This is a genomic window from Citrobacter sp. NCU1 (assembly GCF_010231475.1).
GTDB lineage: Bacteria > Pseudomonadota > Gammaproteobacteria > Enterobacterales > Enterobacteriaceae > Citrobacter_D.
Genome location: NZ_NRDO01000034.1, coordinates 61,373 through 81,150, shown reverse-complemented (window position 1 = coordinate 81,150; position 19,778 = coordinate 61,373). Strand labels below are relative to the sequence as shown.

The 19,778-nt window shown below is 57.8% G+C and carries 19 protein-coding genes; 11 read left to right on the top strand and 8 right to left on the bottom strand.

Going from position 1 to position 19,778, the window contains the following annotated elements:
* Nucleotides 1-322 precede the first annotated feature (322 nt).
* Nucleotides 323-448 carry a hypothetical protein gene (locus tag CJP72_RS25855; protein WP_255498276.1) on the top strand — a complete coding sequence of 42 codons (126 nt, stop codon included), beginning with the start codon at nucleotides 323-325 and terminating at the stop codon, nucleotides 446-448.
* A gap of 70 nt (nucleotides 449-518) precedes the next feature.
* Here CJP72_RS25855 and tsr read toward each other — a convergent pair whose 3' ends face one another.
* The 6 genes from tsr to CJP72_RS10295 all read right to left on the bottom strand — a co-directional run bounded on the left by tsr (nucleotide 519) and on the right by CJP72_RS10295 (nucleotide 8,500).
* Nucleotides 519-2,183 carry a methyl-accepting chemotaxis protein gene (tsr, locus tag CJP72_RS10320; RefSeq protein ID WP_162380770.1) on the bottom strand — a complete coding sequence of 555 codons (1,665 nt, stop codon included), beginning with the start codon at nucleotides 2,181-2,183 and terminating at the stop codon, nucleotides 519-521.
* Between the two features lie 137 nt (nucleotides 2,184-2,320).
* On the bottom strand, nucleotides 2,321-3,328 hold the full coding sequence (locus CJP72_RS10315; RefSeq protein WP_162380769.1) for an Ldh family oxidoreductase: 1,008 nt from the start codon (nucleotides 3,326-3,328) through the stop codon (nucleotides 2,321-2,323).
* 16 nt (nucleotides 3,329-3,344) lie between these two features.
* On the bottom strand, nucleotides 3,345-4,946 hold the full coding sequence (locus CJP72_RS10310) for an APC family permease (protein WP_162380768.1): 1,602 nt from the start codon (nucleotides 4,944-4,946) through the stop codon (nucleotides 3,345-3,347).
* A gap of 11 nt (nucleotides 4,947-4,957) precedes the next feature.
* Complete coding sequence (locus CJP72_RS10305) at nucleotides 4,958-6,565, bottom strand: aldehyde dehydrogenase (NADP(+)) (RefSeq protein WP_162380767.1); 1,608 nt, start codon at nucleotides 6,563-6,565, stop codon at nucleotides 4,958-4,960.
* Between the two features lie 14 nt (nucleotides 6,566-6,579).
* Entirely contained in the window at nucleotides 6,580-7,500 is a 921-nt protein-coding gene (locus CJP72_RS10300) for a dihydrodipicolinate synthase family protein (protein WP_162380766.1), read from the bottom strand.
* Nucleotides 7,501-7,672: 172 nt separating this feature from the next.
* Entirely contained in the window at nucleotides 7,673-8,500 is an 828-nt protein-coding gene (locus CJP72_RS10295; RefSeq protein WP_193568675.1) for an AraC family transcriptional regulator, read from the bottom strand.
* Between the two features lie 309 nt (nucleotides 8,501-8,809).
* Here CJP72_RS10295 and CJP72_RS10290 point away from each other — a divergent pair, with 309 nt between their 5' ends.
* The 4 genes from CJP72_RS10290 to CJP72_RS10275 are packed head-to-tail and all read left to right on the top strand — an operon-like array spanning nucleotide 8,810 to nucleotide 12,357.
* Complete coding sequence (locus tag CJP72_RS10290; RefSeq protein WP_162380765.1) at nucleotides 8,810-9,757, top strand: 4-hydroxyproline epimerase; 948 nt, start codon at nucleotides 8,810-8,812, stop codon at nucleotides 9,755-9,757.
* Nucleotides 9,754-10,863, top strand: coding sequence for an FAD-dependent oxidoreductase (locus CJP72_RS10285; protein WP_162380764.1), 1,110 nt, complete (start codon nucleotides 9,754-9,756; stop codon nucleotides 10,861-10,863). The genes CJP72_RS10290 and CJP72_RS10285 overlap by 4 nt, the downstream gene beginning before the upstream one ends.
* Entirely contained in the window at nucleotides 10,860-11,120 is a 261-nt protein-coding gene (locus CJP72_RS10280) for a (2Fe-2S)-binding protein (RefSeq protein WP_162380763.1), read from the top strand. The genes CJP72_RS10285 and CJP72_RS10280 overlap by 4 nt, the downstream gene beginning before the upstream one ends.
* Nucleotides 11,101-12,357 (top strand): NAD(P)/FAD-dependent oxidoreductase, encoded by a 1,257-nt coding sequence (locus CJP72_RS10275; RefSeq protein WP_162380762.1) that lies wholly within the window; start codon nucleotides 11,101-11,103, stop codon nucleotides 12,355-12,357. The genes CJP72_RS10280 and CJP72_RS10275 overlap by 20 nt, the downstream gene beginning before the upstream one ends.
* Here the strand turns inward: CJP72_RS10275 and hpaR are convergent, their stop codons facing one another.
* Nucleotides 12,358-12,801 carry a homoprotocatechuate degradation operon regulator HpaR gene (gene hpaR, locus CJP72_RS10270; protein ID WP_162380761.1) on the bottom strand — a complete coding sequence of 148 codons (444 nt, stop codon included), beginning with the start codon at nucleotides 12,799-12,801 and terminating at the stop codon, nucleotides 12,358-12,360. It abuts the gene before it with no gap.
* Between the two features lie 272 nt (nucleotides 12,802-13,073).
* On the opposite strand from hpaR, the gene hpaG reads away from it, so the two are divergent.
* From hpaG to CJP72_RS10250, 4 genes are read left to right on the top strand one after another with little or no spacing between them, the layout of a single operon-like run.
* The gene (gene hpaG, locus CJP72_RS10265) at nucleotides 13,074-14,363 is read left to right on the top strand and encodes a 4-hydroxyphenylacetate degradation bifunctional isomerase/decarboxylase (protein WP_162380760.1); all 1,290 of its coding nucleotides are present in this window, start codon (nucleotides 13,074-13,076) and stop codon (nucleotides 14,361-14,363) included.
* Complete coding sequence (hpaE, locus tag CJP72_RS10260) at nucleotides 14,360-15,826, top strand: 5-carboxymethyl-2-hydroxymuconate semialdehyde dehydrogenase (RefSeq protein ID WP_162380759.1); 1,467 nt, start codon at nucleotides 14,360-14,362, stop codon at nucleotides 15,824-15,826. Before hpaG ends, hpaE begins: the two co-directional genes overlap by 4 nt.
* Before the next feature lies 1 nt (nucleotide 15,827).
* Nucleotides 15,828-16,679, top strand: a complete 852-nt coding sequence (gene hpaD / locus CJP72_RS10255; RefSeq protein WP_162380758.1) for a 3,4-dihydroxyphenylacetate 2,3-dioxygenase — start codon at nucleotides 15,828-15,830, stop codon at nucleotides 16,677-16,679.
* 9 nt (nucleotides 16,680-16,688) lie between these two features.
* On the top strand, nucleotides 16,689-17,069 hold the full coding sequence (locus CJP72_RS10250) for a 5-carboxymethyl-2-hydroxymuconate Delta-isomerase (RefSeq protein ID WP_162380757.1): 381 nt from the start codon (nucleotides 16,689-16,691) through the stop codon (nucleotides 17,067-17,069).
* Nucleotides 17,070-17,132: 63 nt separating this feature from the next.
* Here CJP72_RS10250 and CJP72_RS10245 read toward each other — a convergent pair whose 3' ends face one another.
* The gene (locus CJP72_RS10245) at nucleotides 17,133-17,783 is read right to left on the bottom strand and encodes a hypothetical protein (RefSeq protein WP_162380756.1); all 651 of its coding nucleotides are present in this window, start codon (nucleotides 17,781-17,783) and stop codon (nucleotides 17,133-17,135) included.
* Between the two features lie 256 nt (nucleotides 17,784-18,039).
* On the opposite strand from CJP72_RS10245, the gene hpaH reads away from it, so the two are divergent.
* Together hpaH and hpaI are read left to right on the top strand one after the other, a co-directional pair.
* Nucleotides 18,040-18,843: a 2-oxo-hept-4-ene-1,7-dioate hydratase gene (hpaH, locus tag CJP72_RS10240; RefSeq protein WP_162380755.1), complete on the top strand. Its 804-nt coding sequence runs from the start codon at nucleotides 18,040-18,042 to the stop codon at nucleotides 18,841-18,843.
* Between the two features lie 10 nt (nucleotides 18,844-18,853).
* The gene (hpaI, locus tag CJP72_RS10235) at nucleotides 18,854-19,648 is read left to right on the top strand and encodes a 4-hydroxy-2-oxoheptanedioate aldolase (protein ID WP_162380754.1); all 795 of its coding nucleotides are present in this window, start codon (nucleotides 18,854-18,856) and stop codon (nucleotides 19,646-19,648) included.
* Nucleotides 19,649-19,778 lie beyond the last annotated feature (130 nt).

The following is a 19,778-nucleotide window of genomic DNA, read 5'->3' as shown; positions in this document are numbered from 1 at the left end:
GTAACTCAGAAAGATACTTAATTTATCTATCTGGAATAGACGGGAGTTGAGAAGGTCATATGAAATCCTTTATCGTTTGTCTGTCGTTAAGGGGTATTTTCAACAGTTGCCATATCGCATAGTTCCTTATGCTTCGCTCACTATAAAACAATAAAAAACACAAACCAATCAGGAAAAAACGAATTATACCCTCAGTTTTTTTGAATATTTATAAGAATGCCTTTTAGCAAGATATCAGCGTTATACACGACCAGCATGGCATCTTTGCCAGCCAGTGTTTTATGTATTATCAATAAGTTAGAGATATATTACTGGAGGAGAATTGATTGAAAGTCATGACAATCCGAAACTTGCAGTGACCTTGTTTTTAACGCGCTATATAGCCAAAGAAGCGGGTCGTAATAATAAGGTCATTATTTTCGGGACAGGTAAACGTGCGAAGGAATAAGCATAAACGTAATAATAACAGGGGATACTTTTTTGATGCGCCCTGTTTACCAGGGCGCATCAACGCACGATTAAAACGTTTCCCAGTTCTCACCGGCATCGGTAGCAGCGACTTTGCGCGGCACTACCGGCGCAGAAGCGCTTTTCGCGGCGATCACGTCACGAGAACGCTGTTGTTCCTGCTGAATACGGAAGACGGAGACGGCCTGGGTCAGACGACTGGCCTGCTCCTCCAGCGCGGCAGCGGCAGCGGCGGACTCTTCTACCAACGAAGCGTTCTGCTGCGTCACGCGATCCATCTCCGCGACGGCCAGACCCACCTGGTCAATGCCGCGACTCTGCTCATCAGACGCAGAGGCGATTTCACCCATGATATCGGTCACGCGGGTCACCGCGTTAACAATCTCATCCATGGTTTCGCCCGCGCTTTCGACCAGCGTTGAACCGACATCAACACGGCTTACGGAATCTTCAATCAGGCTCTTAATCTCACGCGCGGCTTGCGCACTGCGTTGCGCCAGATTACGCACTTCTCCGGCAACCACCGCAAAACCGCGTCCCTGTTCCCCTGCACGCGCCGCTTCTACCGCTGCGTTCAACGCCAGGATGTTAGTCTGGAAAGCAATACCGTCGATCACGCTGATAATATCGGCAATTTTCTGTGAACTGGAGGCGATATCACGCATGGTTTGCACCACGTTATCCACCACTTTACCGCCCTTCTGCGCGGTTTCTGAGGCACTCAGCGCCAGATGGCTGGCCTGACGCGCGTTCTCGGCGTTCTGTTTCACGGTGGCTGTCAGCTCTTCCATACTGGCAGCGGTCTCTTCCAGAGAGGCGGCCTGCTGTTCGGTACGGGAAGAAAGATCGTTGTTGCCCATCGCGATTTCGCTGGCGCCACTGTAAATTGCGTTAGCGCCATTACGCACATCGCCGACGGTGCGCACCAGTTCACCCTGCATGTGGCGCAGGCTTTCTGCCAGTTGCCCCATTTCGTTAGAACCTTCCACATCAATACGCTTCACCAGATCGCCCCCGGCGATATGACGAATGCTTTCGATCAGGCGGTTCATGGGTTCGATTAAAGAGAGTTTAATGCCGAACCAGACGGCGACAATCACCAGCATCACCGCGATCAACACGCTGACCAGCACCCACATCGCCTGGCTATAGGAGCTATTGTTGTCTTCGACCGCAATGTCATACAGGTGATCGTTCTGCTGCATATAGGCCATATACGGTTTTTCAAAACCGTCCTGATAACCCTGCGTCGGTTGATCAAAGAACTCATTGATCTTACCCGCGCCCAGCAACTGGATCAGTTCCGCCAGCGCATTGTGATAGATATCGTAGCTACGTTTGATCTCGACAGCCGCAGCCTCGCTCTGACGCGGATCGCGCGGCAGTGCTTCGTAATCGGCCCAGTGTTTTTCCGCCTGCTTCAGGGACGTGCTTGCAATCTGCATCAGGTCGACAACGGTCGCGCCGCTGCCGATATTGTTCTGATCCATCATGTAGCGGATACCCGCCCGGTTGAGGGTATTACGTGTTTGCAGCAGCGCGACCCAACTGGAATTCAGCGTGGATTGCTGCTGGCGGATGGTCTGTAGAACGGTGAAGTTTTCTTTATCATTTTTCAATGAGTTAAAGAACAAACCGCCCGAGGTCAGTTGTAAAAGGCCAAATATTGCCAACACCAGCAGTAAGCTGGTCACAATCTTAATTCGTTTTAACATGTTTTCTCATTCCGCTAGACAGATACTCTGGTTGTCGGCCTGGAATGAGAAAACTTTATGCAATAGCGATGTCTGTCACAGGTATTTTGCGCAAAACGTTGGCAAAAAACGCCATGACAGACTACCGCCTGATGACCCTACCGGAGCGCGCAGATGTCATCGTACAACGTACGGGTAATGACCACGCCTTCCTGTTCTGCCTTTGCCCGCGCCTCAAAACGCCGCTCGCCGGGCAAACGTGCCCCCTGACTCTGCATCGCATCGAACAACGTTTCCGCCCGCGCCAGATGAACATGCGCTTCCTGGCCGAGAAAACGTGTCGGATCAAATGCCAGGATCAGTTCGCCGCCATAAGGTAACCCTCCGGCGCCGTTATCCCAGGCCAGCGACTCCGCACTGGTCATGTCACCAATCAACGGTCCGGCCAACAGTTCGACCATCGCGGCAAACGCCGAGCCTTTATGCCCGCCAAAGGTCAGCATCGCGCCATCCAGCACCGCCTGCGGATCGGTTGACGGCTGTCCGTCGCTGTCGATCCCCCAGCCTTCGGGGATCGGTTTTCCGGCACGTAAATGAAGCTGGATCTCTCCCCGCGCCGCCGCGCTGGTCGCCATATCAAAGATAAACGGCGGCCTTTCGCCACGCGGCCAGCCAAACGCAATCGGGTTGGTGCCAAACAGCGGGCGCGTGCCCCCGGCAGGCGCGACCCAGGCGTGGCTTGGCGTGCAGGCGTAGCCCACCAGTCCGGCATCCGTTAGCGGTTCAATGTCGGCAAACAGCGCCGAAAAATGGACGCAACGATTGATAGCCAGCGCAGCAATTCCGCAATGCCGCGTTTTCTCAATCAATAACGGCAACGCCTGTTCAAATGCCAGCAGCGAAAACGCGCCGCCGGCATCCGCCTTCACAATCGCCGGGGCGTTGTCGGTCACGACCGGCAGCGCGTCTGGCGACACTTTGCCTTTGCGTAACGTATCGACAATACCCAGCAACCGCCATAAACCGTGGGAAGCGCAGCCATCGCGCTCCCCGTTGGTCACATTGCGCGCCACCACCGTGGCATGCTCTTCACTGAATCCATTCCCGCGTAACACCTGAAGTGCCAGCGAGTAAGCCTCTGTTAACGAGAGGTTTACCATTGTCATTGCCTTCTCCTCTACTTTACTCTTCTTCGTCTCCAGTAAAGTTAGCTTGTGGTAGACAAGTGCGCTCGCCCCAGTAGTAAATTCCCAGCGACATCACCGCAACAATCACCGTATCCCACGGATGGCCAATCACCCCTGTACCGCCAAAACTGCCTAACCAGGAGAACAGCATAATCAGCGCGTAAAAACCCACCAGCCACAGCGAAGACTTCACCTGCTGCGCCAGACTCACGGTATGCACCGGCACTTTGGATTTACACAACACATAAACAACGAACATGACGATCTGCAGCCCCAACAACCACGACAGCGTTCCCCAGCCGGACCAAAAGACAATCAGCGCGGAGATCACAAACGACAGTGGGCCGATAATATGAAATGCACGAACGCGGAACGGACGCGGCAGATCCGGTGAATTTCGGCGCAGCCCTGCCGCCGTCACCGGCGCGATGGCGTAACTGAGCACCAGCGCGGCGGACACGACGCTGATCAACTGCTCCCATGACGGGAACGGCAGCGTCCAGAAAATCGATAAACCAAACGTCAGCCACAACGCCGGACGGGGAATGCCGGACTCTTTATCAATGTGGGTAAATGCTTTAAAGAAGGTTCCCGCTTTCGCCCAACCGTAAATCACGCGCGGCGTCGCATTCATATAAATATTGCCGGTGCCGCTCGGAGAGACAATCGCGTCACTGACCACCATAAATGCCAGCCAGCCCATCCCCAACGTAATGGCGATATCGCGATACGGCAAAGAGAACTGCTTACTGACTTCCGCCCAGCCGCCATTTAACATCTCCGTCGGGATACTGCCCAGAAACGCCAGTTGCAGCAGCACATAGATAATGGTCGACAGCACCACCGACAAAATCAGCGCCACCGGAATGGTTCGCTGCGGGTTTTGCACTTCACTGGCAACCGAGATAATCGGCGTCAGCCCCAGATAGGCAAAAATAATCCCACCGGCACTGATCGCCGCCTCGACGCCCGACATACCAAACGGTGCTATCCCCTGCGCGTGCAGGTTTTCGGGTTTAAAGAAGGCAAACAGGGTGATCACCACCACCAACGGCACCAGAAATTTCAATATGCTGATGATGTTGTTCGAACGGGCGAACGTTTTGACGCTGTAGTAGTTCAGCGCAAAGAAAAAGCAGAGCAACAAGAATTGCACCACCCAGCCGAGCAGCGTCGGGTCGCTGGAACCGGGCTGCGTCAGTGCCGGGAACCAGGCCGCGGCATACTGACGCGCCGCGACGATTTCGATGGAGATCAGGCTGGAAAACGCGATAAGCGTAATAAAGCCAAGCAAATACCCCATCAACTCGCCGTGAGAAAACACCGGATAACGAATAATGCCCCCGGCACGCGGCAACGCCGCGCCCAGCTCACAATACACAATGCCCAGCAGTAACACGGCGATACCGCCGATCACCCACGAGGCAATGCCGGCAGGTCCGGCAATCGAGGCGACATGGCTGGCGGCAAACAGCCAGCCAGAGCCAAAAATCGCCCCCAGTCCAATAAACGTCAGATCCGTTAACGTCAGCTGCTTTTTAAATTTCCCCGACTCAACAACCCGGGTCTGAGTTTGCGGTGTAGAGTGAATCGTCATGATTGTGCCCTTCAGTTAACAGAGGGGGAAATCGCTTCCCGGGTCCACTGCCCGTTCACCAGGCGCAGCAGGTTTAATGGATTGGCATCCTGCACGGCAGGCGGCAACAGCGCGCCAGGGACGTTTTGTAAACACACCGGGCGCAGAAAACGCTCGATGGCTTTGCTGCCTACCGACGTGCCGCGCGCATCGGTGGTCGCCGGCCACGGGCCGCCATGTACCATTGCGTCACACACCTCCACACCGGTGGGATACCCGTTAAACAGCACGCGCCCGGCTTTCTCACTCAGCATCGGTAACAGTTGCGCCGCCAGTTGTCGGTCGTCCGCTTCGGCATGAACGGTGACGGTGAGCTGTCCCTGAATCACCCGCAAAATGGCGCACAGTTCGGCCTCATCCGCCACGCTCACCACAACCGCCAGCGGCCCGAACACCTCCTCCTGCAACAGCGGATCTTTCGCCAACAGTAACGAAGCCGGCGCGTTGTATAAGCGTGCCTGCGCGCGTCCGGTGACGTTCTCATTGCGGCCTGCAATGCGTTGAATATTCGGGTGAGCGTCCAGCGCGCTGACGCCTTGCTGGTAATGCGCCAGCGTCGTGGCATTGAGCATTACTTGCGCCGGAGCACGCTCCACCGCCGCCACTAACGCCCCGGAGAAACGGCTCTCTCCTTCTCCCTGCATCACCAGAATCAGCCCTGGCTTGGTACAAAACTGACCGCTACCCAGCGTGAAAGAGGCCACCAGATCGTTGGCAAGCGTGACGGCATTTTTCGCCAGCGCCTGAGGCAGAATAATCAGCGGATTAATGGCAGACATCTCTGCAAACACCGGAATCGGCTGCGGGCGCTGCTGCGCCAGTTGTTGCAGCGCTTTCCCGCCGCGCAGCGAACCGGTAAAGCCGACCGCCTGAATCGCCGGATGCCTCACCAGTTCAGCGCCAATATCGGTGCCGAACAGCATGTTGAAAACGCCCGCCGGCATGCCGCACGCGTCTGCCGCGCGCAACACAGCCAGCGCGGTGTATTCCGCGGTCGCCATATGACCTGGATGCGCCTTCACCACCACCGGGCAACCCGCCGCCAGCGCTGCGGCGGTGTCGCCTCCGGCGGTTGAAAAGGCGAGCGGAAAATTACTGGCGCCAAAAACAGCGACCGGTCCGAGCGCCACCTGATACTGGCGCAAATCCGGACGCGGCAACGGCTGGCGGTCTGGTAACGCCGTATCAATTCGCACGCCGTGCGTATCACCGCGACGCAGCACCCCGGCAAACATTCGCAACTGACCGCTGGTACGCGCCCGCTCACCCTGCAAACGCGCCAGTGGCAACGCCGTTTCCTGATGCGCGATGGCAAAAAACGCCTCGCCCAGCGCGTCCAGTTCACTGGCGATAGCCTCCAGAAACCGCGCCCGCGCTTCAGGCGTAGTCTGCGAATAGACGGCGAATGCCCGTTCTGCCGCCTGCGCCGCCTGTGCGGCCTCCTCACGGGTGGCCGTCAGGAAACGATAACCGGTGGCTTCGCCATCTTCGGCGCGCAGGCTGAGCAGGGTGGCGTCGCCACCCCCAACACGCTGACCGGCAATAAACTGCAAGCCCTGTTCAGTCTGTCGTAATGTCATGTTCACTCCTGCGTTCAGAGGCCGACATCCGGCAGCTGTGGACGGGTTGCCAGCGCCTGTTCAACCACTGCCACGACCTGCGCGCGCGTTTCACCTTCCAGCGCCAGGCGCGGCGGACGGGTCACGGCGCTACCGCGTCCCAGCAACTCTTCGCACAGCTTGATGCACTGCACCAAATCCGGACGCGCATCGAGGTGCAGCAGCGGCATAAACCAGCGGTACAGCGCCATCGCCTCTTCGTAGCGTTGCTGTTTGGCCAGACGAAACAGCGTCTCGCCTTCACGCGGGAAGGCGTTCGACATCCCGGAGATCCAGCCTTCAGCGCCCACCGCAATACTCTCCACCACCACATCGTCCAGCCCGGCGAACAGCACAAAACGGTCGCCTACGGCATTACGCAGATCGATAAAGCGACGGGTATCGCCAGAGGAATCTTTAAAGCAGACGATGTTGTCACAGTCGGCGAGGGTCGCCAGGATGTCTGGCGTGACATCGTTTTTGTAAATCGGTGGGTTGTTGTAGACCATAATCGGCAGGTCGGTGGCGGTCGCGACGCTGCGAAAGTGGGCGGCAGTTTCATGCGGTTTTGAAGAGTAGACCAGCGCAGGCATCACCATAATGCCATCAACGCCCACCTTCTCAGCCTCTTTCGCCATCTTCTGGGCAAAGGCGGTGGTGAATTCCGCCACCCCGGCAATCACGGGGATCTGGCCGCCAGCCGCGTCTTTTGCCACTTCGATAATTTGTAATTTTTCCTGGGTGGTCAGCGAGGTGTTTTCCCCGACGCTGCCGCACACCACCAGACCTGAAACACCATCTTTGACCAGGTTTTTCATTACTGTATGGGTGGCGTCTAAATCCAGTGAGTAATCGCTGCGAAACTGTGTGCTGACTGCCGGAAATACGCCGCTCCAGTGAATAGCTTTTTTGCTCATTTTCGATTCCTTGTCGTCAATTTGTTAAACATTGGTGAATGAATGGTGAATATTCACTGACAGATTGACGGCTAAGGCGTTCGGCGGCTTGTGGGTTTTCCTTTGCCAGGATGACGAAATTAGCACAGTGGCGATTCTCCCCTCTTCCCTGAGGGAGGGGGCAAACCGGGGATCAGCTTGCCAGCGTCAGGCGAAAATCCCGCGGCGTGGAGCCGGTCATCGCTTTGAACTGGCGGCTAAAAGCGCTGTGATCCGTATAGCCGCATTGCAATGCGATATCGGTGATGGGCGTCGTGCCCGCCAGTAACTCGGTGGCTTTTTCGAGACGGACTTTGTGGATCATTTGCCGCGGCGTCAGATGAAAAATGCGTTTGCAGTAGCGTTCGATCTGCGCCACCGACATCCCGCTCAGCATGGTCAATTCTTCCATTGCGATCGGGCGGTGGTAGTGCTTGCGGATATGATCATCCACGATCGCCAGCCTCTGCCATGCAGGATGACGCGCCTGTGTCTCCAGCAGATCGTGGGAGATCCCGGCCATCCCGATCACCCGCCCCTGAATATCGCGCAGCGCCAGCTTTTGCGTCAGACACCAGCCCCGCTCGCGACCGTTATACAGATGCATCTCCAGCTGATCGCGCAGCGTCACACCGTCGCGCAGAACCCGCAGATCCTGCTCGGTATAGCCCTGTCCCAGCGCAGAAGGAAACACATCCGCCGAGGTTTTTCCCAGCAACGAAACCACATTCTTGAACCCGCAACGACGGGCCAGCGTCATATTCACCAGCAGGTATCTTGCCTGCACGTCTTTGATAAAAAAGACCACGTTGGGAATGGCGTTGAGCAATGGCGCAATCAGCGCCATCGCATTCAGCAAGGTCTGAATGTTTTCCGGGCGCTGGCGGGCCAGCCCTTCGCATATCTGGCTGAGTTCACCCACCTCCAGCCCCACTTCTTGCGCCGGGGCTTTCCCCGACACGTCGTCAGAAACACAGGACATAACGCTTCCTCACAATAAGTGACGAGGGATATTTATTAACTTTTTATTAACCAATCAAGCGCCGATCGCGCGTTTTGCGATCCTGCCAGTGGTTTACAACTTCCCCTGATTCACGCACTGGCGCAGAGACATCTTTTGGTTTACCACATAAATAATAAATTGATTAATAAGCAATAATTATACTCACCATGCAAAAACCCACTGATGCACTGTGCCGATTTCGTCATCTCAGGTGATGAAAGCAGTCAAGCCGGAACGCAGAGGTTGCGCCAGCATTTAGCAACAAACACTTAACGTTTCGGAGATCTCATGGCAACGACACAGCAGGAAAGCGAACTCAGGGTGATTGATTCACATACCGGCGGCGAACCGACGCGTCTGGTGGTTGCGGGTTTTCCGGATCTCGGTAATGGCACGATGGCGCAGCGTCGGGAACGCTTTGCTAAAGAGTACGATGCGTGGCGCAAAGCCATCATCCTGGAGCCTCGCGGAAATGATGTGCTGGTCGGCGCGCTGCTGTGCGAACCCGTTTCCCCCGAGGCCACCGCCGGGGTTATCTTTTTCAACAACGCCGGATTCCTGAATATGTGTGGTCACGGCACAATAGGGCTGATTGCCTCTCTGGCCTGGCTTGGGCACATTAAACCCGGTCAACACCGCATTGAAACTCCGGTGGGCGATGTCACCGCCACCCTCCACGACGACGGTAGCGTTTCAGTCGAAAACGTGCCGTCATATCGCTGGCGTAAACAGGTCAGCGTGAACACCCAACACGGTGCCGTCAGCGGCGATATCGCCTGGGGCGGTAACTGGTTTTTCCTCGTCAACGATCATCCCTTTGATATCACGCCAGCGCAGATCCCCGCCCTCACCGATTATGCGTGGGCCATCCGTGAAGGACTGGATGCGGCAGGGATCTGCGGTGAAAATGGCGGTGTTATCGATCATATCGAGTTGTTTGCCAGTGACGATCGTGCCGACAGCCGCAGCTTTGTCCTCTGTCCAGGAAAAGCGTGGGATCGTTCGCCGTGCGGCACCGGCACCAGCGCCAAACTGGCCTGCCTTGCCGATGACGGCAAATTGCAACCCGGAGAAATCTGGCGACAGGCGAGCATTATCGGCAGCCAGTTTACCGCCCACTATGCCCGCGCTGGCGCTCAGATAATCCCCACCATCCGCGGTGAAGCGTGGGTGTGCGGTGACAACCGCTTGATCCTCAATCCAGACGATCCTTTCTGCTGGGGGATCACGCTGTGACAGAAAGCGACGTCATTGTCATCGGTGCCGGGATAGTGGGCGCAGCCTGTGCCTGGCAACTGGCGAAACGCGGGCAACGCGTCACCCTCATTGACGACGGGCACGTCGGCGCAACCGCCGCCGGAATGGGACATCTGGTCTGTATGGATGACGATCCCGCCGAACTAACGCTGTCGGCCTGGTCGCTGGCGCGCTGGCGGGAACTCACGCCACGAATGCCGCAAACCTGCGCCTGGCGTGGCTGCGGAACGTTATGGCTGGCGGAAAACGAACAGGAACTGGCCCTGGCGCAAGAAAAACAACAGCGCATGGCAGCGTACGAGGTCGTCAGCGAAATGCAGACCCGCGCGCAGGTTGCCGCCCGCGAACCGCTGCTGACGCCGAATCTGGCGGGAGGCTTGTGGGTGCCGGGCGATGGCATTGTTTACGCCCCCAATGTGGCACGCTGGTTTATTGACGATGCGGCGCAGGCCATCACCTGTGTCAACGAGGGAGCCATCTCGATAGACGCGCCCCAGGTGGTGCTGGAAAGCGGCAAACGTCTGCGGGCGCGCGCGATTGTGGTCGCCTGCGGTTTAGGCGCAAATACGCTGTTGCAGGAAAACTGGCTGCGTCCCAAGAAAGGCCAACTGGCTATTACCGATCGTTACAGCGCCACACTGAACCATCAACTGGTGGAACTGGGTTACGGCGCCAGCGCCCACGCCGGTGGAACCTCGGTGGCGTTTAATGTGCAGCCGCGCCCTACCGGACAGTGGTTGATTGGTTCATCACGCCAGTTCGATACCCTCGACCGTGAGCTGGATCTGCCGCTGCTGGCGACGATGTTACAGCGCGCACGCCATTTTTTACCGGCCATCGCCAGTGTGAATATCATCCGTTGCTGGAGCGGTTTTCGCGCCGCCTCCGCAGACGGCAATCCGCTGATTGGCCCACATCCTTCCCGACCTGGCGTCTGGCTGGCGCTCGGTCATGAAGGGCTGGGCGTGACCACCGCACCGGCAACCGCCGAGCTGCTCTGCGCACAGATCCTCGGCGAACGCCCTGCTTTTGCGCCAGACGCCTGGCTGCCCGCACGCCTGATCCGCCAGGAGGCCAGCGCATGAAAATCATCACGTTGTTTATTGACGGTCAGCCCTGCCAGGTTCCGGCGGACATCAGCGTCGCGGCCGCGCTGGCGATCAGCGGCAACCCCGTGACGCGCCGCTCGGTTCACAACAGCCCACGCGCCCCGTTTTGTGGAATGGGCGTCTGTCAGGAGTGTCGCGTCACGGTGAATGGACACCGGGTACTGGCCTGCCAGGCGATTTGCCAGCCGGAGATGAAAATAGAAAGGAGCGACCATGCGCACACTGCATTGTGACATTTTGATCCTTGGCGCCGGTCCTGCCGGGCTGGCGGCAGCGCTGGCGGCAGCGCAAAGCGGCAAGCAGGTGGTAATCCTGGATGATAATCCGCGCCCCGGCGGGCAAATCTGGCGCGACGGGCCACAGGTTGCGCTCCCGCCGCTGGCCAGACACTACCGTGACGCCGTCGATAGCGACTCGCGGATCACCCATTTGCCCGCCGCCCGTCTGATCGCCCGTCCCTCCTCACACAGCGTACTGTTTGAAACCGCAGAAAGTTGCGGGATTGTCCACTGGCAGCGGCTCATTTTATGCTGCGGCGCGCGCGAGCTGTCACTGCCCTTTCCCGGCTGGACGCTGCCTGGCGTCACCGGCGCTGGCGGTTTGCAGGCGCAAATCAAGTATGGTTTACCGCTCAACGGTGAACGGGTGGTCATTGCCGGTAGCGGCCCGCTGTTGCTGGCAGTTGCCGATACGGTACGTAAAGCGGGCGGTCAGGTTGTCGCGATCGTGGAGCAGGCACCACGTACTGCGCTGGTTCGTTTTGCGATGGGACTGTGGCGCTGGCCAGCCAAACTGCGTCAACTTTTCGGCATCGCGCCAGTGCATTACTGCATGGCAAGCCAGGTCACGCAGGCGCAGGGCGACGAGACGCTGCGGGCCGTCACCGTGCGTCAACACGGTAAAATCCGCGAAATCGCCTGTGACCGCCTGGCCATTGGCTATGGCCTGGTACCCAACCTCGAACCGGCGCTGATTTTTGGCTGTGCGACGGCAGACAATGCCATCACCGTGGATGCGCAACAACGCACCAGTCAGCCGGATATTTTCGCCGCCGGTGAGTGTACGGGGTTTGGCGGTAGCGAACTGGCGTTGGCGGAAGGGGAAATTGCCGGATATGTTGCGGCGGATTGTGCGGACCGCGCGGCTAAAGCGCTCAAAAAACGCGACCACTGGCAACGTTTTGCCAACGCGCTCAATGCCACGTTCGCCCTGCCCGACACGCTCAAAGAGGTCGTTACACCGCAGACATTACTCTGCCGCTGTGAAGATGTTCGCTGTGGCGACGTTGCCGACGCGAAGAACTGGCAAACCGCAAAGCTGGCGTCACGCTGCGGGATGGGCGCCTGTCAGGGAAAAACCTGCGCCACCAGCGCCCGCTGGCTCTATCACTGGCCGCTCCCGCAACCCCGTGAACCGCTTTCCCCAGCCAGAACCGAAACGCTTATCCATCTGGCAAACCCGGACGCGTAGTTACTCTTCTTCCCCGCGTTCGGCAATATGGCGATTGCCGAGCGCGATAAACTCGCCCAACAGCGCCGTCAGTTGTCGCATCTTCTCTGACGTGTATTCCGCTTCAATTTGCCGGTACGCCTCTTCCACCTGCGACTGCGCATGTTCATACAGCGCATTGCCCGCTTTCGTCAGCGACACATACAGCTTTCTCTGGTCATTCACCGGTTTTAAACGCAGGACCAGTCCATCGCGTTCCATCCGCGTCAAAATGCCGGTCAGGCTCGGGCGCAAAATACAGGTACGAAACGCCAGCTCGTGAAAGTCGATCGACGGATATTCCGCCAGCACACGCACGATGCGCCACTGCTGTTCCGTCAGATTATGTTGCTTCACAATGGGCCGAAAGTAAGACATTGCCGCTTCTCGCGCCTGCAACAGCGCAATGGTTAAAGAGTCATGCATGGTCTTCCCCTGGAAAAATCATTAACAGATAAACAATTCATATTTGATGCTTTTATAAACAACCCGTTTTAGGCGAAAAAGTCTAACAGAAATCACACCATTTTCTTAATCACATGATAAGTATAAACATTAAATTTCATATGTAAATTTATTGTTATTGATATCACAAATATTTCACTTCCATTTGCCAATCGCGCAGCAAAAGCATACAACCAAATCATTAATATATTAATGAAATCACAGTGTGGTATTTCACCCTGAGGAGTTTGTGTATGAAAGGTACTGTTTTTGCCGTCGCGTTAAACCATCGCAGCCAGCTTGATGCCTGGCGCGACGCGTTTACGCAGGCCCCGTATAAAGCGCCGCCGAAGACGGCTGTCTGGTTTATCAAACCGCAAAACACCGTGATTCGTCACGGTGAGGCCATCCCTCATCCACAGGGCGAGACGGTGCAAAGCGGTGCGACGATCGCGCTGGTGGTTGGCAAAACAGCCCGTAACGTTTCAGTTGCAGAGGCGAAAAACTATATCGCCGGTTACGCACTGGCCAACGAGGTTAGTCTGCCGGAAGAGAGCTTCTACCGCCCGGCCATCAAAGCAAAATGCCGCGACGGTTTCTGCCCGATGGGCGAAACAGTGGCGCTGAAAAACGTCGATAACCTGACGATTATCACCGAAATCAACGGTCGCGAAGCCGACCGCTGGAACACCGCCGACCTGCAACGCAGCGCGGCCGAACTGCTCAGCGCACTCAGCGAATTCGCCACCCTCAACCCAGGCGACGCTATTTTGATCGGCACCCCGCACGCTCGCGCGGACATTCATCCCGGCGACCAGGTGCGGATTCTGGCAGACGGTTTCCCGCCGCTGGAAAACCCGGTGGTGAACGCGCGCGACATCACGGAAGTCAAAACCCGCCCTGCGCTTGCGCACCCTAACGGCACCCTGTTCGCGCTGGGGTTGAACTACGCCGACCACGCCAGTGAACTGGACTTCAAACCGCCGGAAGAGCCGCTGGTGTTTATCAAAGCGCCGAACACTTTTAACGGCGATAACCAGACCTCGGTGCGCCCGGACAACATCGAGTACATGCACTACGAAGCAGAACTGGTGGTGGTGATCGGCAAAACCGCGCGCAACGTAACCGAAGCCGACGCGATGGACTATGTCGCGGGCTACACGATCTGTAACGACTACGCCATCCGCGACTACCTGGAAAACTACTACCGCCCCAACCTGCGAGTGAAAAGCCGCGACGGTCTGACCCCGATTGCGCCGTGGATCGTTGATAAAGCCGCGATCCCGGACCCGCACAACTTAGCCCTACGCACCTTCGTCAACGGCGAATTGCGCCAGCAAGGCACCACTGCCGATCTGATCTTCAACATCCCGTATTTGATCGCTTATCTAAGCGAATTTATGACCCTGCAACCGGGCGACATGATCGCCACTGGCACGCCAAAGGGGCTTTCCGACGTGGTGCCGGGTGATGAAGTCGTCGTGGAAGTGGAAGGCGTGGGTCGGCTGGTCAACCGAATTGTGAGTGAGGAAACCACGAAATGAAAAAAATAAACCATTGGATCAACGGCAAAAACGTTGCAGGCACCGACTATTTCCACACCACCAATCCCGCGAGCGGCGACGTGCTGGCGGAAGTGGCCTCCGGCGGTGAAGCGGAGATCAACCAGGCCGTGGCGGCAGCGAAAGAGGCGTTCCCGAAATGGGCGAATCTGCCGATGAAAGAGCGTGCGCGCCTGATGCGCCGTCTCGGGGATCTGATCGATCAAAACGTGCCGGAGATCGCCGCGATGGAAACCGCCGACACCGGTTTGCCAATCCATCAGACCAAAAACGTGCTGATCCCGCGCGCCTCCCACAACTTCGAATTTTTCGCCGAAGTCTGCCAGCAGATGAACGGTAAGACCTACCCGGTCGACGACAAGATGCTCAACTACACACTGGTGCAGCCGGTGGGCGTTTGCGCGTTGGTGTCGCCGTGGAACGTGCCGTTTATGACCGCCACCTGGAAGGTTGCGCCATGCCTGGCGCTGGGTAACACGGCGGTGCTGAAGATGTCTGAACTGTCGCCGCTGACCGCCGACCGTCTGGGCGAACTGGCGCTGGAAGCGGGCATTCCGGCGGGTGTGCTGAACGTGGTGCAGGGTTATGGTGCCAGTGCAGGTGACGCGCTGGTGCGCCATCACGATGTGCGTGCCGTGTCGTTTACCGGCGGCACCGCCACCGGGCGCAACATCATGAAAAACGCCGGACTGAAGAAATATTCGATGGAGCTGGGCGGCAAATCGCCGGTGCTGATTTTTGAAGATGCCGACATTGAGCGCGCACTGGACGCCGCCCTGTTCACCATCTTCTCGATCAACGGCGAACGCTGCACCGCCGGTTCACGCATCTTTATTCAGCAGAGTATCTACCCGGAATTCGTCAAACGTTTTGCCGAACGCGCCAACCGCCTGCGCGTGGGCGATCCGAACGATCCCAACACCCAGGTCGGCGCGCTGATTAGCCAGCAGCACTGGGAAAAAGTCTCCGGTTATATCCGCCTCGGCATTGAAGAAGGGGCAACCCTGCTGGCAGGCGGTCCGGACAAACCGACCGATCTGCCTGCGCATCTCAGAAACGGTAACTTCCTGCGCCCGACGGTGCTGGCAGACGTCAACAACCGGATGCGCGTGGCGCAGGAAGAGATCTTCGGGCCGGTCGCGTGTCTGCTGCCGTTCAAAGACGAGGCGGAAGGTCTGCGTCTGGCCAACGACGTGGAGTACGGCCTTGCCTCTTATATCTGGACCCAGGATGTCAGCAAAGTACTGCGCCTGGCGCGCAATATCGAAGCCGGCATGGTGTTTGTGAATACCCAGAACGTGCGCGACCTGCGCCAGCCGTTTGGCGGCGTAAAAGCCTCCGGCACCGGGCGTGAGGGCGGGGAATACAGCTTTGAGGTGTTCGCCGAAATGAAGAACGTCTGCATTTCTATGGGCGACCATCCGATCCCGAAATGGGGAGTCTGATATGGGCAGATTAGCGTTAGCCGCAAAAATCACACATGTTCCGTCGATGTATCTCTCTGAACTGCCGGGGAAAAACCACGGTTGTCGTCAGGCAGCGATCGACGGACACAAAGAGATCAGCCATCGCTGCCGCGAGATGGGGGTCGACACCATTATCGTGTTCGACACCCACTGGCTGGTGAACAGCGCCTATCACATTAACTGTGCGGACCATTTTTCCGGCATCTACACCAGTAACGAACTGCCGCATTTTATCCGCGACATGACCTACGACTACGACGGCAACCCGGAGCTGGGTCAGTTGATTGCTGACGAAGCGGTCAAACTGGGCGTGCGCGCCAAAGCGCACAACATCCCGAGCCTCAAGCTGGAGTACGGCACGCTGGTGCCGATGCGCTACATGAACAGCGATAAGCATTTCAAAGTGGTGTCAATCTCCGCCTTTTGTACCGTGCATGATTTCGCCGACAGCCGCCGGCTTGGCGAGGCGATCGTCAGTGCGATTGAAAAGTACGACGGCACCGTGGCGGTGCTGGCCAGCGGTTCGCTGTCGCACCGTTTCATTGATGACCAGCGCGCGGAAGAAGGGATGAACAGCTACACCCGTGAGTTTGATCGCCAGATGGACGAGCGCGTGGTCAAGCTGTGGCGCGAAGGGCAGTTCAAAGAATTTTGCAGCATGCTGCCGGAGTACGCCGACTACTGCTACGGCGAGGGCAATATGCACGACACGGTGATGCTGCTGGGGATGCTCGGCTGGGACAAATACGACGGCAAGGTGGAGTTCCTCACCGAGTTATTCGCCAGTTCCGGCACCGGTCAGGTGAACGCCGTTTTCCCGCTGCCCACCTAAGGAGAGAAAATGCCGCACTTTATCGCTGAATGTACCGACAACATCCGTGAACAGGCCGACTTGCCAGGGCTGTTTGCCAAAGTGAACGAGGCGCTGGCCGCCACGGGTATTTTCCCGCTCGGCGGAATCCGCAGCCGCGCGCACTGGCTGGATACCTGGCAGATGGCCGACGGTCAGCACGACTATGCATTTGTCCATATGACGCTGAAAATCGGTGCCGGGCGCAGTCTGGAAAGCCGCGAGGCCGTGGGCGAGATGCTGTTTGCGCTGATCAAAACCCATTTCGCGGAGTTGATGGCCAACCGCTATCTGGCGCTGTCGTTTGAACTCGACGAGCTGCACCCGACGCTGAATTACAAACAAAACAATGTGCACGCGCTATTTAAGTAGCGCGCTTTTTGCCCGGTGGCGCGGCGCTTACCGGGCCTACACAGCACCAAACCGTAGTCCGGATCAGGTGTAGCGCCGAACCGTAGGCCGGGTAAGCGAAGCGCCACCCGGCAACAGCAGCACCACACCGTAATCCGGATAAGGTGTCGCGCCAAACCGTAGGCCGGGTAAGCAAAGCGCCACCCGGCAACAGCAGCACCAAACCGTAATCCGGATAAGGTGTCGCACCGAACCGTAGGCCGGGTAAGCGAAGCGCCACCCGGCAACAGCAGCACCACACCGTAATCCGGATAAGGTGTCGCGCCGATCCGTAGGCCGGGTAAGCGAAGCGCCACCCGGCAACAGCAGCACCAAACCGTAATCCGGATAAGGCGTAGCGCCGAACCGTAGGCCGGGTAAGCAAAGCGCCACCCGGCAACAGCAGCACCAAACCGTAATCCGGATAAGGCGTAGCGCCGAACCGTAGGCCGGGTAAGCAAAGCGCCACCCGGCAACAACAGCACCAAACCGTAATCCGGATAAGGTGTCGCACCGAACCGTAGGCCGGGTAAGCGAAGCGCCACCCGGCAACAGCAGCACCAACCGTAATCCGGATAAGGTGTCGCGCCAAACCGTAGGCCGGGTAAGCAAAGCGCCACCCGGCAACAGCAGCATCAAACCGTAATCCGGATCAGGCGTAGCGCCGAACCGTAGGCCGGGTAAGCGAAGCGCCACCCGGCAACAGCAGCACCAACCGTAATCCGGATAAGGTGTCGCGCCAAACCGTAGGCCGGGTAAGCGAAGCGCTACCCGGCAACAACAGCACCAAACCGTAGTCCGGATCAGGTGTAGCGCCGAACCGTAGGCCGGGTCAGCGAAGCGCCACCCGGCAACAGCAGCACCAAACCGTAATCCGGGTAAGGTGTCGCGCTAAACCGTAGGCCGGGTAAGCGAAGCGCCACCCGGCAACAGCAGCACAAAGGAAACGATCATGCTCGATAAACACACTCATACCCTGATTGCGCAGCGTCTGCATCAGGCGGAGCAATCCCGCGAACAGATCCGCCAGATCTCGCTGGATTATCCGGCGATCACCATTGACGATGCTTATGCCGTTCAGCGCGAATGGGTACGCCTGAAAATCGCCGAAGGCCGCGTGCTGAAAGGTCATAAAATCGGCCTGACCTCGAAAGCGATGCAGGCCAGTTCGCAGATAAGCGAACCGGATTACGGCGCGTTGCTCGACGACATGTTTTTCCACGACGGCAGCGATATCCCAACCGATCGTTTTATCGTGCCGCGTATTGAAGTCGAACTGGCTTTCGTACTGGCAAAACCGCTGCGCGGCCCGAACTGCACGCTGTTCGACGTCTACAACGCCACCGATTACGTGATCCCGGCGCTGGAGCTGATCGACGCCCGCTGTCACAACATCGACCCGGAAACACAGCGGCCGCGCAAAGTGTTCGACACCATCTCCGATAACGCCGCCAACGCAGGCGTTATCCTCGGCGGTCGTCCGATTAAACCCGATGCGTTAGATCTGCGCTGGATCTCCGCCCTGCTCTATCGCAACGGCGTAATTGAAGAGACTGGTGTTGCCGCTGGCGTACTTAACCATCCAGCGAACGGCGTGGCATGGCTCGCCAACAAGCTGGCACCGTATGACGTGCAACTGGAGCCAGGGCAGATAATCCTCGGCGGCTCATTCACTCGCCCGGTCACGGCAAGCAAGGGCGATACCTTCCATGTGGACTACGGCAACATGGGCTCTATCAGTTGCCGCTTTGTGTAAGGAGACGACCATGCAAAATGCATTCAAAACGGCGCTGAAAGCGGGCCGTCCGCAAATCGGTCTGTGGCTGGGACTGTGCAGCAATTACAGTGCGGAACTGCTGGCGGGCGCGGGTTTCGACTGGCTGCTTATCGACGGAGAACATGCGCCGAATAACGTGCAAACGGTATTGACGCAACTCCAGGCGATTGCGCCCTATGCCAGCCAGCCGGTGGTGCGTCCGTCGTGGAACGATCCAGTGCAGATCAAACAGTTGCTGGATGTTGGCGCACAAACGCTGCTGGTGCCGATGGTGCAAAACGCCGACGAAGCACGCCTGGCAGTGAGCGCCACACGTTATCCTCCCGCCGGTATTCGCGGTGTCGGCAGCGCTCTGGCGCGCGCCTCGCGCTGGAATCGCATCCCGGATTATCTGCAAAAGGCCAACGATGAAATGTGTGTGCTGGTGCAGATTGAAACCCGCGAGGCGCTGAAGAATTTGCCGCAGATTCTCGACGTTGAAGGGGTGGATGGGGTGTTTATCGGCCCGGCAGATCTGAGCGCCGACATGGGCTTTGCCGGAAATCCGCAGCACCCGGAAGTGCAGGCGGCGATTGAAAATGCCATTGCGCAAATTCGTGCCGCAGGCAAAGCGCCGGGTATTCTGATGGCCAATGAGCAACTGGCGAAGCGCTATCTTGAACTCGGCGCGCTGTTTGTCGCCGTCGGCGTCGACACCACCCTGCTCGCCCGCGCTGCCGAAGCGTTAGCGGAGCGGTTTGGCGCACGCGCCAACGCCAAACCCGCAGAACCCGGTGTGTATTAATGCCGGATGGCGCTGCGCTTATCCGGCCTACGATGCATCCCGCTGGCCGGATAAGGCATCGCCGCCATCCGGTAAACAGCAGTACCGAAACGCAGGCCGGATAAGGCATCGCCGCCCTCCGGCAAACAGC

Bases quoted from the DNA above. Each gene is read 5' to 3' on its own strand.
- CJP72_RS10275 (WP_162380762.1), top strand. From the start codon at position 11,101: ATGCGCACACTGCATTGTGACATTTTGATCCTTGGCGCCGGTCCTGCC.
- CJP72_RS10280 (WP_162380763.1), top strand. From the start codon at position 10,860: ATGAAAATCATCACGTTGTTTATTGACGGTCAGCCCTGCCAGGTTCCG.
- tsr (WP_162380770.1), bottom strand. From the start codon at position 2,183: ATGTTAAAACGAATTAAGATTGTGACCAGCTTACTGCTGGTGTTGGCA.
- hpaR (WP_162380761.1), bottom strand. From the start codon at position 12,801: ATGCATGACTCTTTAACCATTGCGCTGTTGCAGGCGCGAGAAGCGGCA.
- CJP72_RS10310 (WP_162380768.1), bottom strand. From the start codon at position 4,946: ATGACGATTCACTCTACACCGCAAACTCAGACCCGGGTTGTTGAGTCG.
- CJP72_RS10290 (WP_162380765.1), top strand. From the start codon at position 8,810: ATGGCAACGACACAGCAGGAAAGCGAACTCAGGGTGATTGATTCACAT.
- hpaG (WP_162380760.1), top strand. From the start codon at position 13,074: ATGAAAGGTACTGTTTTTGCCGTCGCGTTAAACCATCGCAGCCAGCTT.
- hpaD (WP_162380758.1), top strand. From the start codon at position 15,828: ATGGGCAGATTAGCGTTAGCCGCAAAAATCACACATGTTCCGTCGATG.
- hpaI (WP_162380754.1), top strand. From the start codon at position 18,854: ATGCAAAATGCATTCAAAACGGCGCTGAAAGCGGGCCGTCCGCAAATC.
- hpaH (WP_162380755.1), top strand. From the start codon at position 18,040: ATGCTCGATAAACACACTCATACCCTGATTGCGCAGCGTCTGCATCAG.
- CJP72_RS10250 (WP_162380757.1), top strand. From the start codon at position 16,689: ATGCCGCACTTTATCGCTGAATGTACCGACAACATCCGTGAACAGGCC.
- CJP72_RS10295 (WP_193568675.1), bottom strand. From the start codon at position 8,500: ATGTCCTGTGTTTCTGACGACGTGTCGGGGAAAGCCCCGGCGCAAGAA.
- CJP72_RS10300 (WP_162380766.1), bottom strand. From the start codon at position 7,500: ATGAGCAAAAAAGCTATTCACTGGAGCGGCGTATTTCCGGCAGTCAGC.
- hpaE (WP_162380759.1), top strand. From the start codon at position 14,360: ATGAAAAAAATAAACCATTGGATCAACGGCAAAAACGTTGCAGGCACC.
- CJP72_RS10315 (WP_162380769.1), bottom strand. From the start codon at position 3,328: ATGACAATGGTAAACCTCTCGTTAACAGAGGCTTACTCGCTGGCACTT.
- CJP72_RS10305 (WP_162380767.1), bottom strand. From the start codon at position 6,565: ATGACATTACGACAGACTGAACAGGGCTTGCAGTTTATTGCCGGTCAG.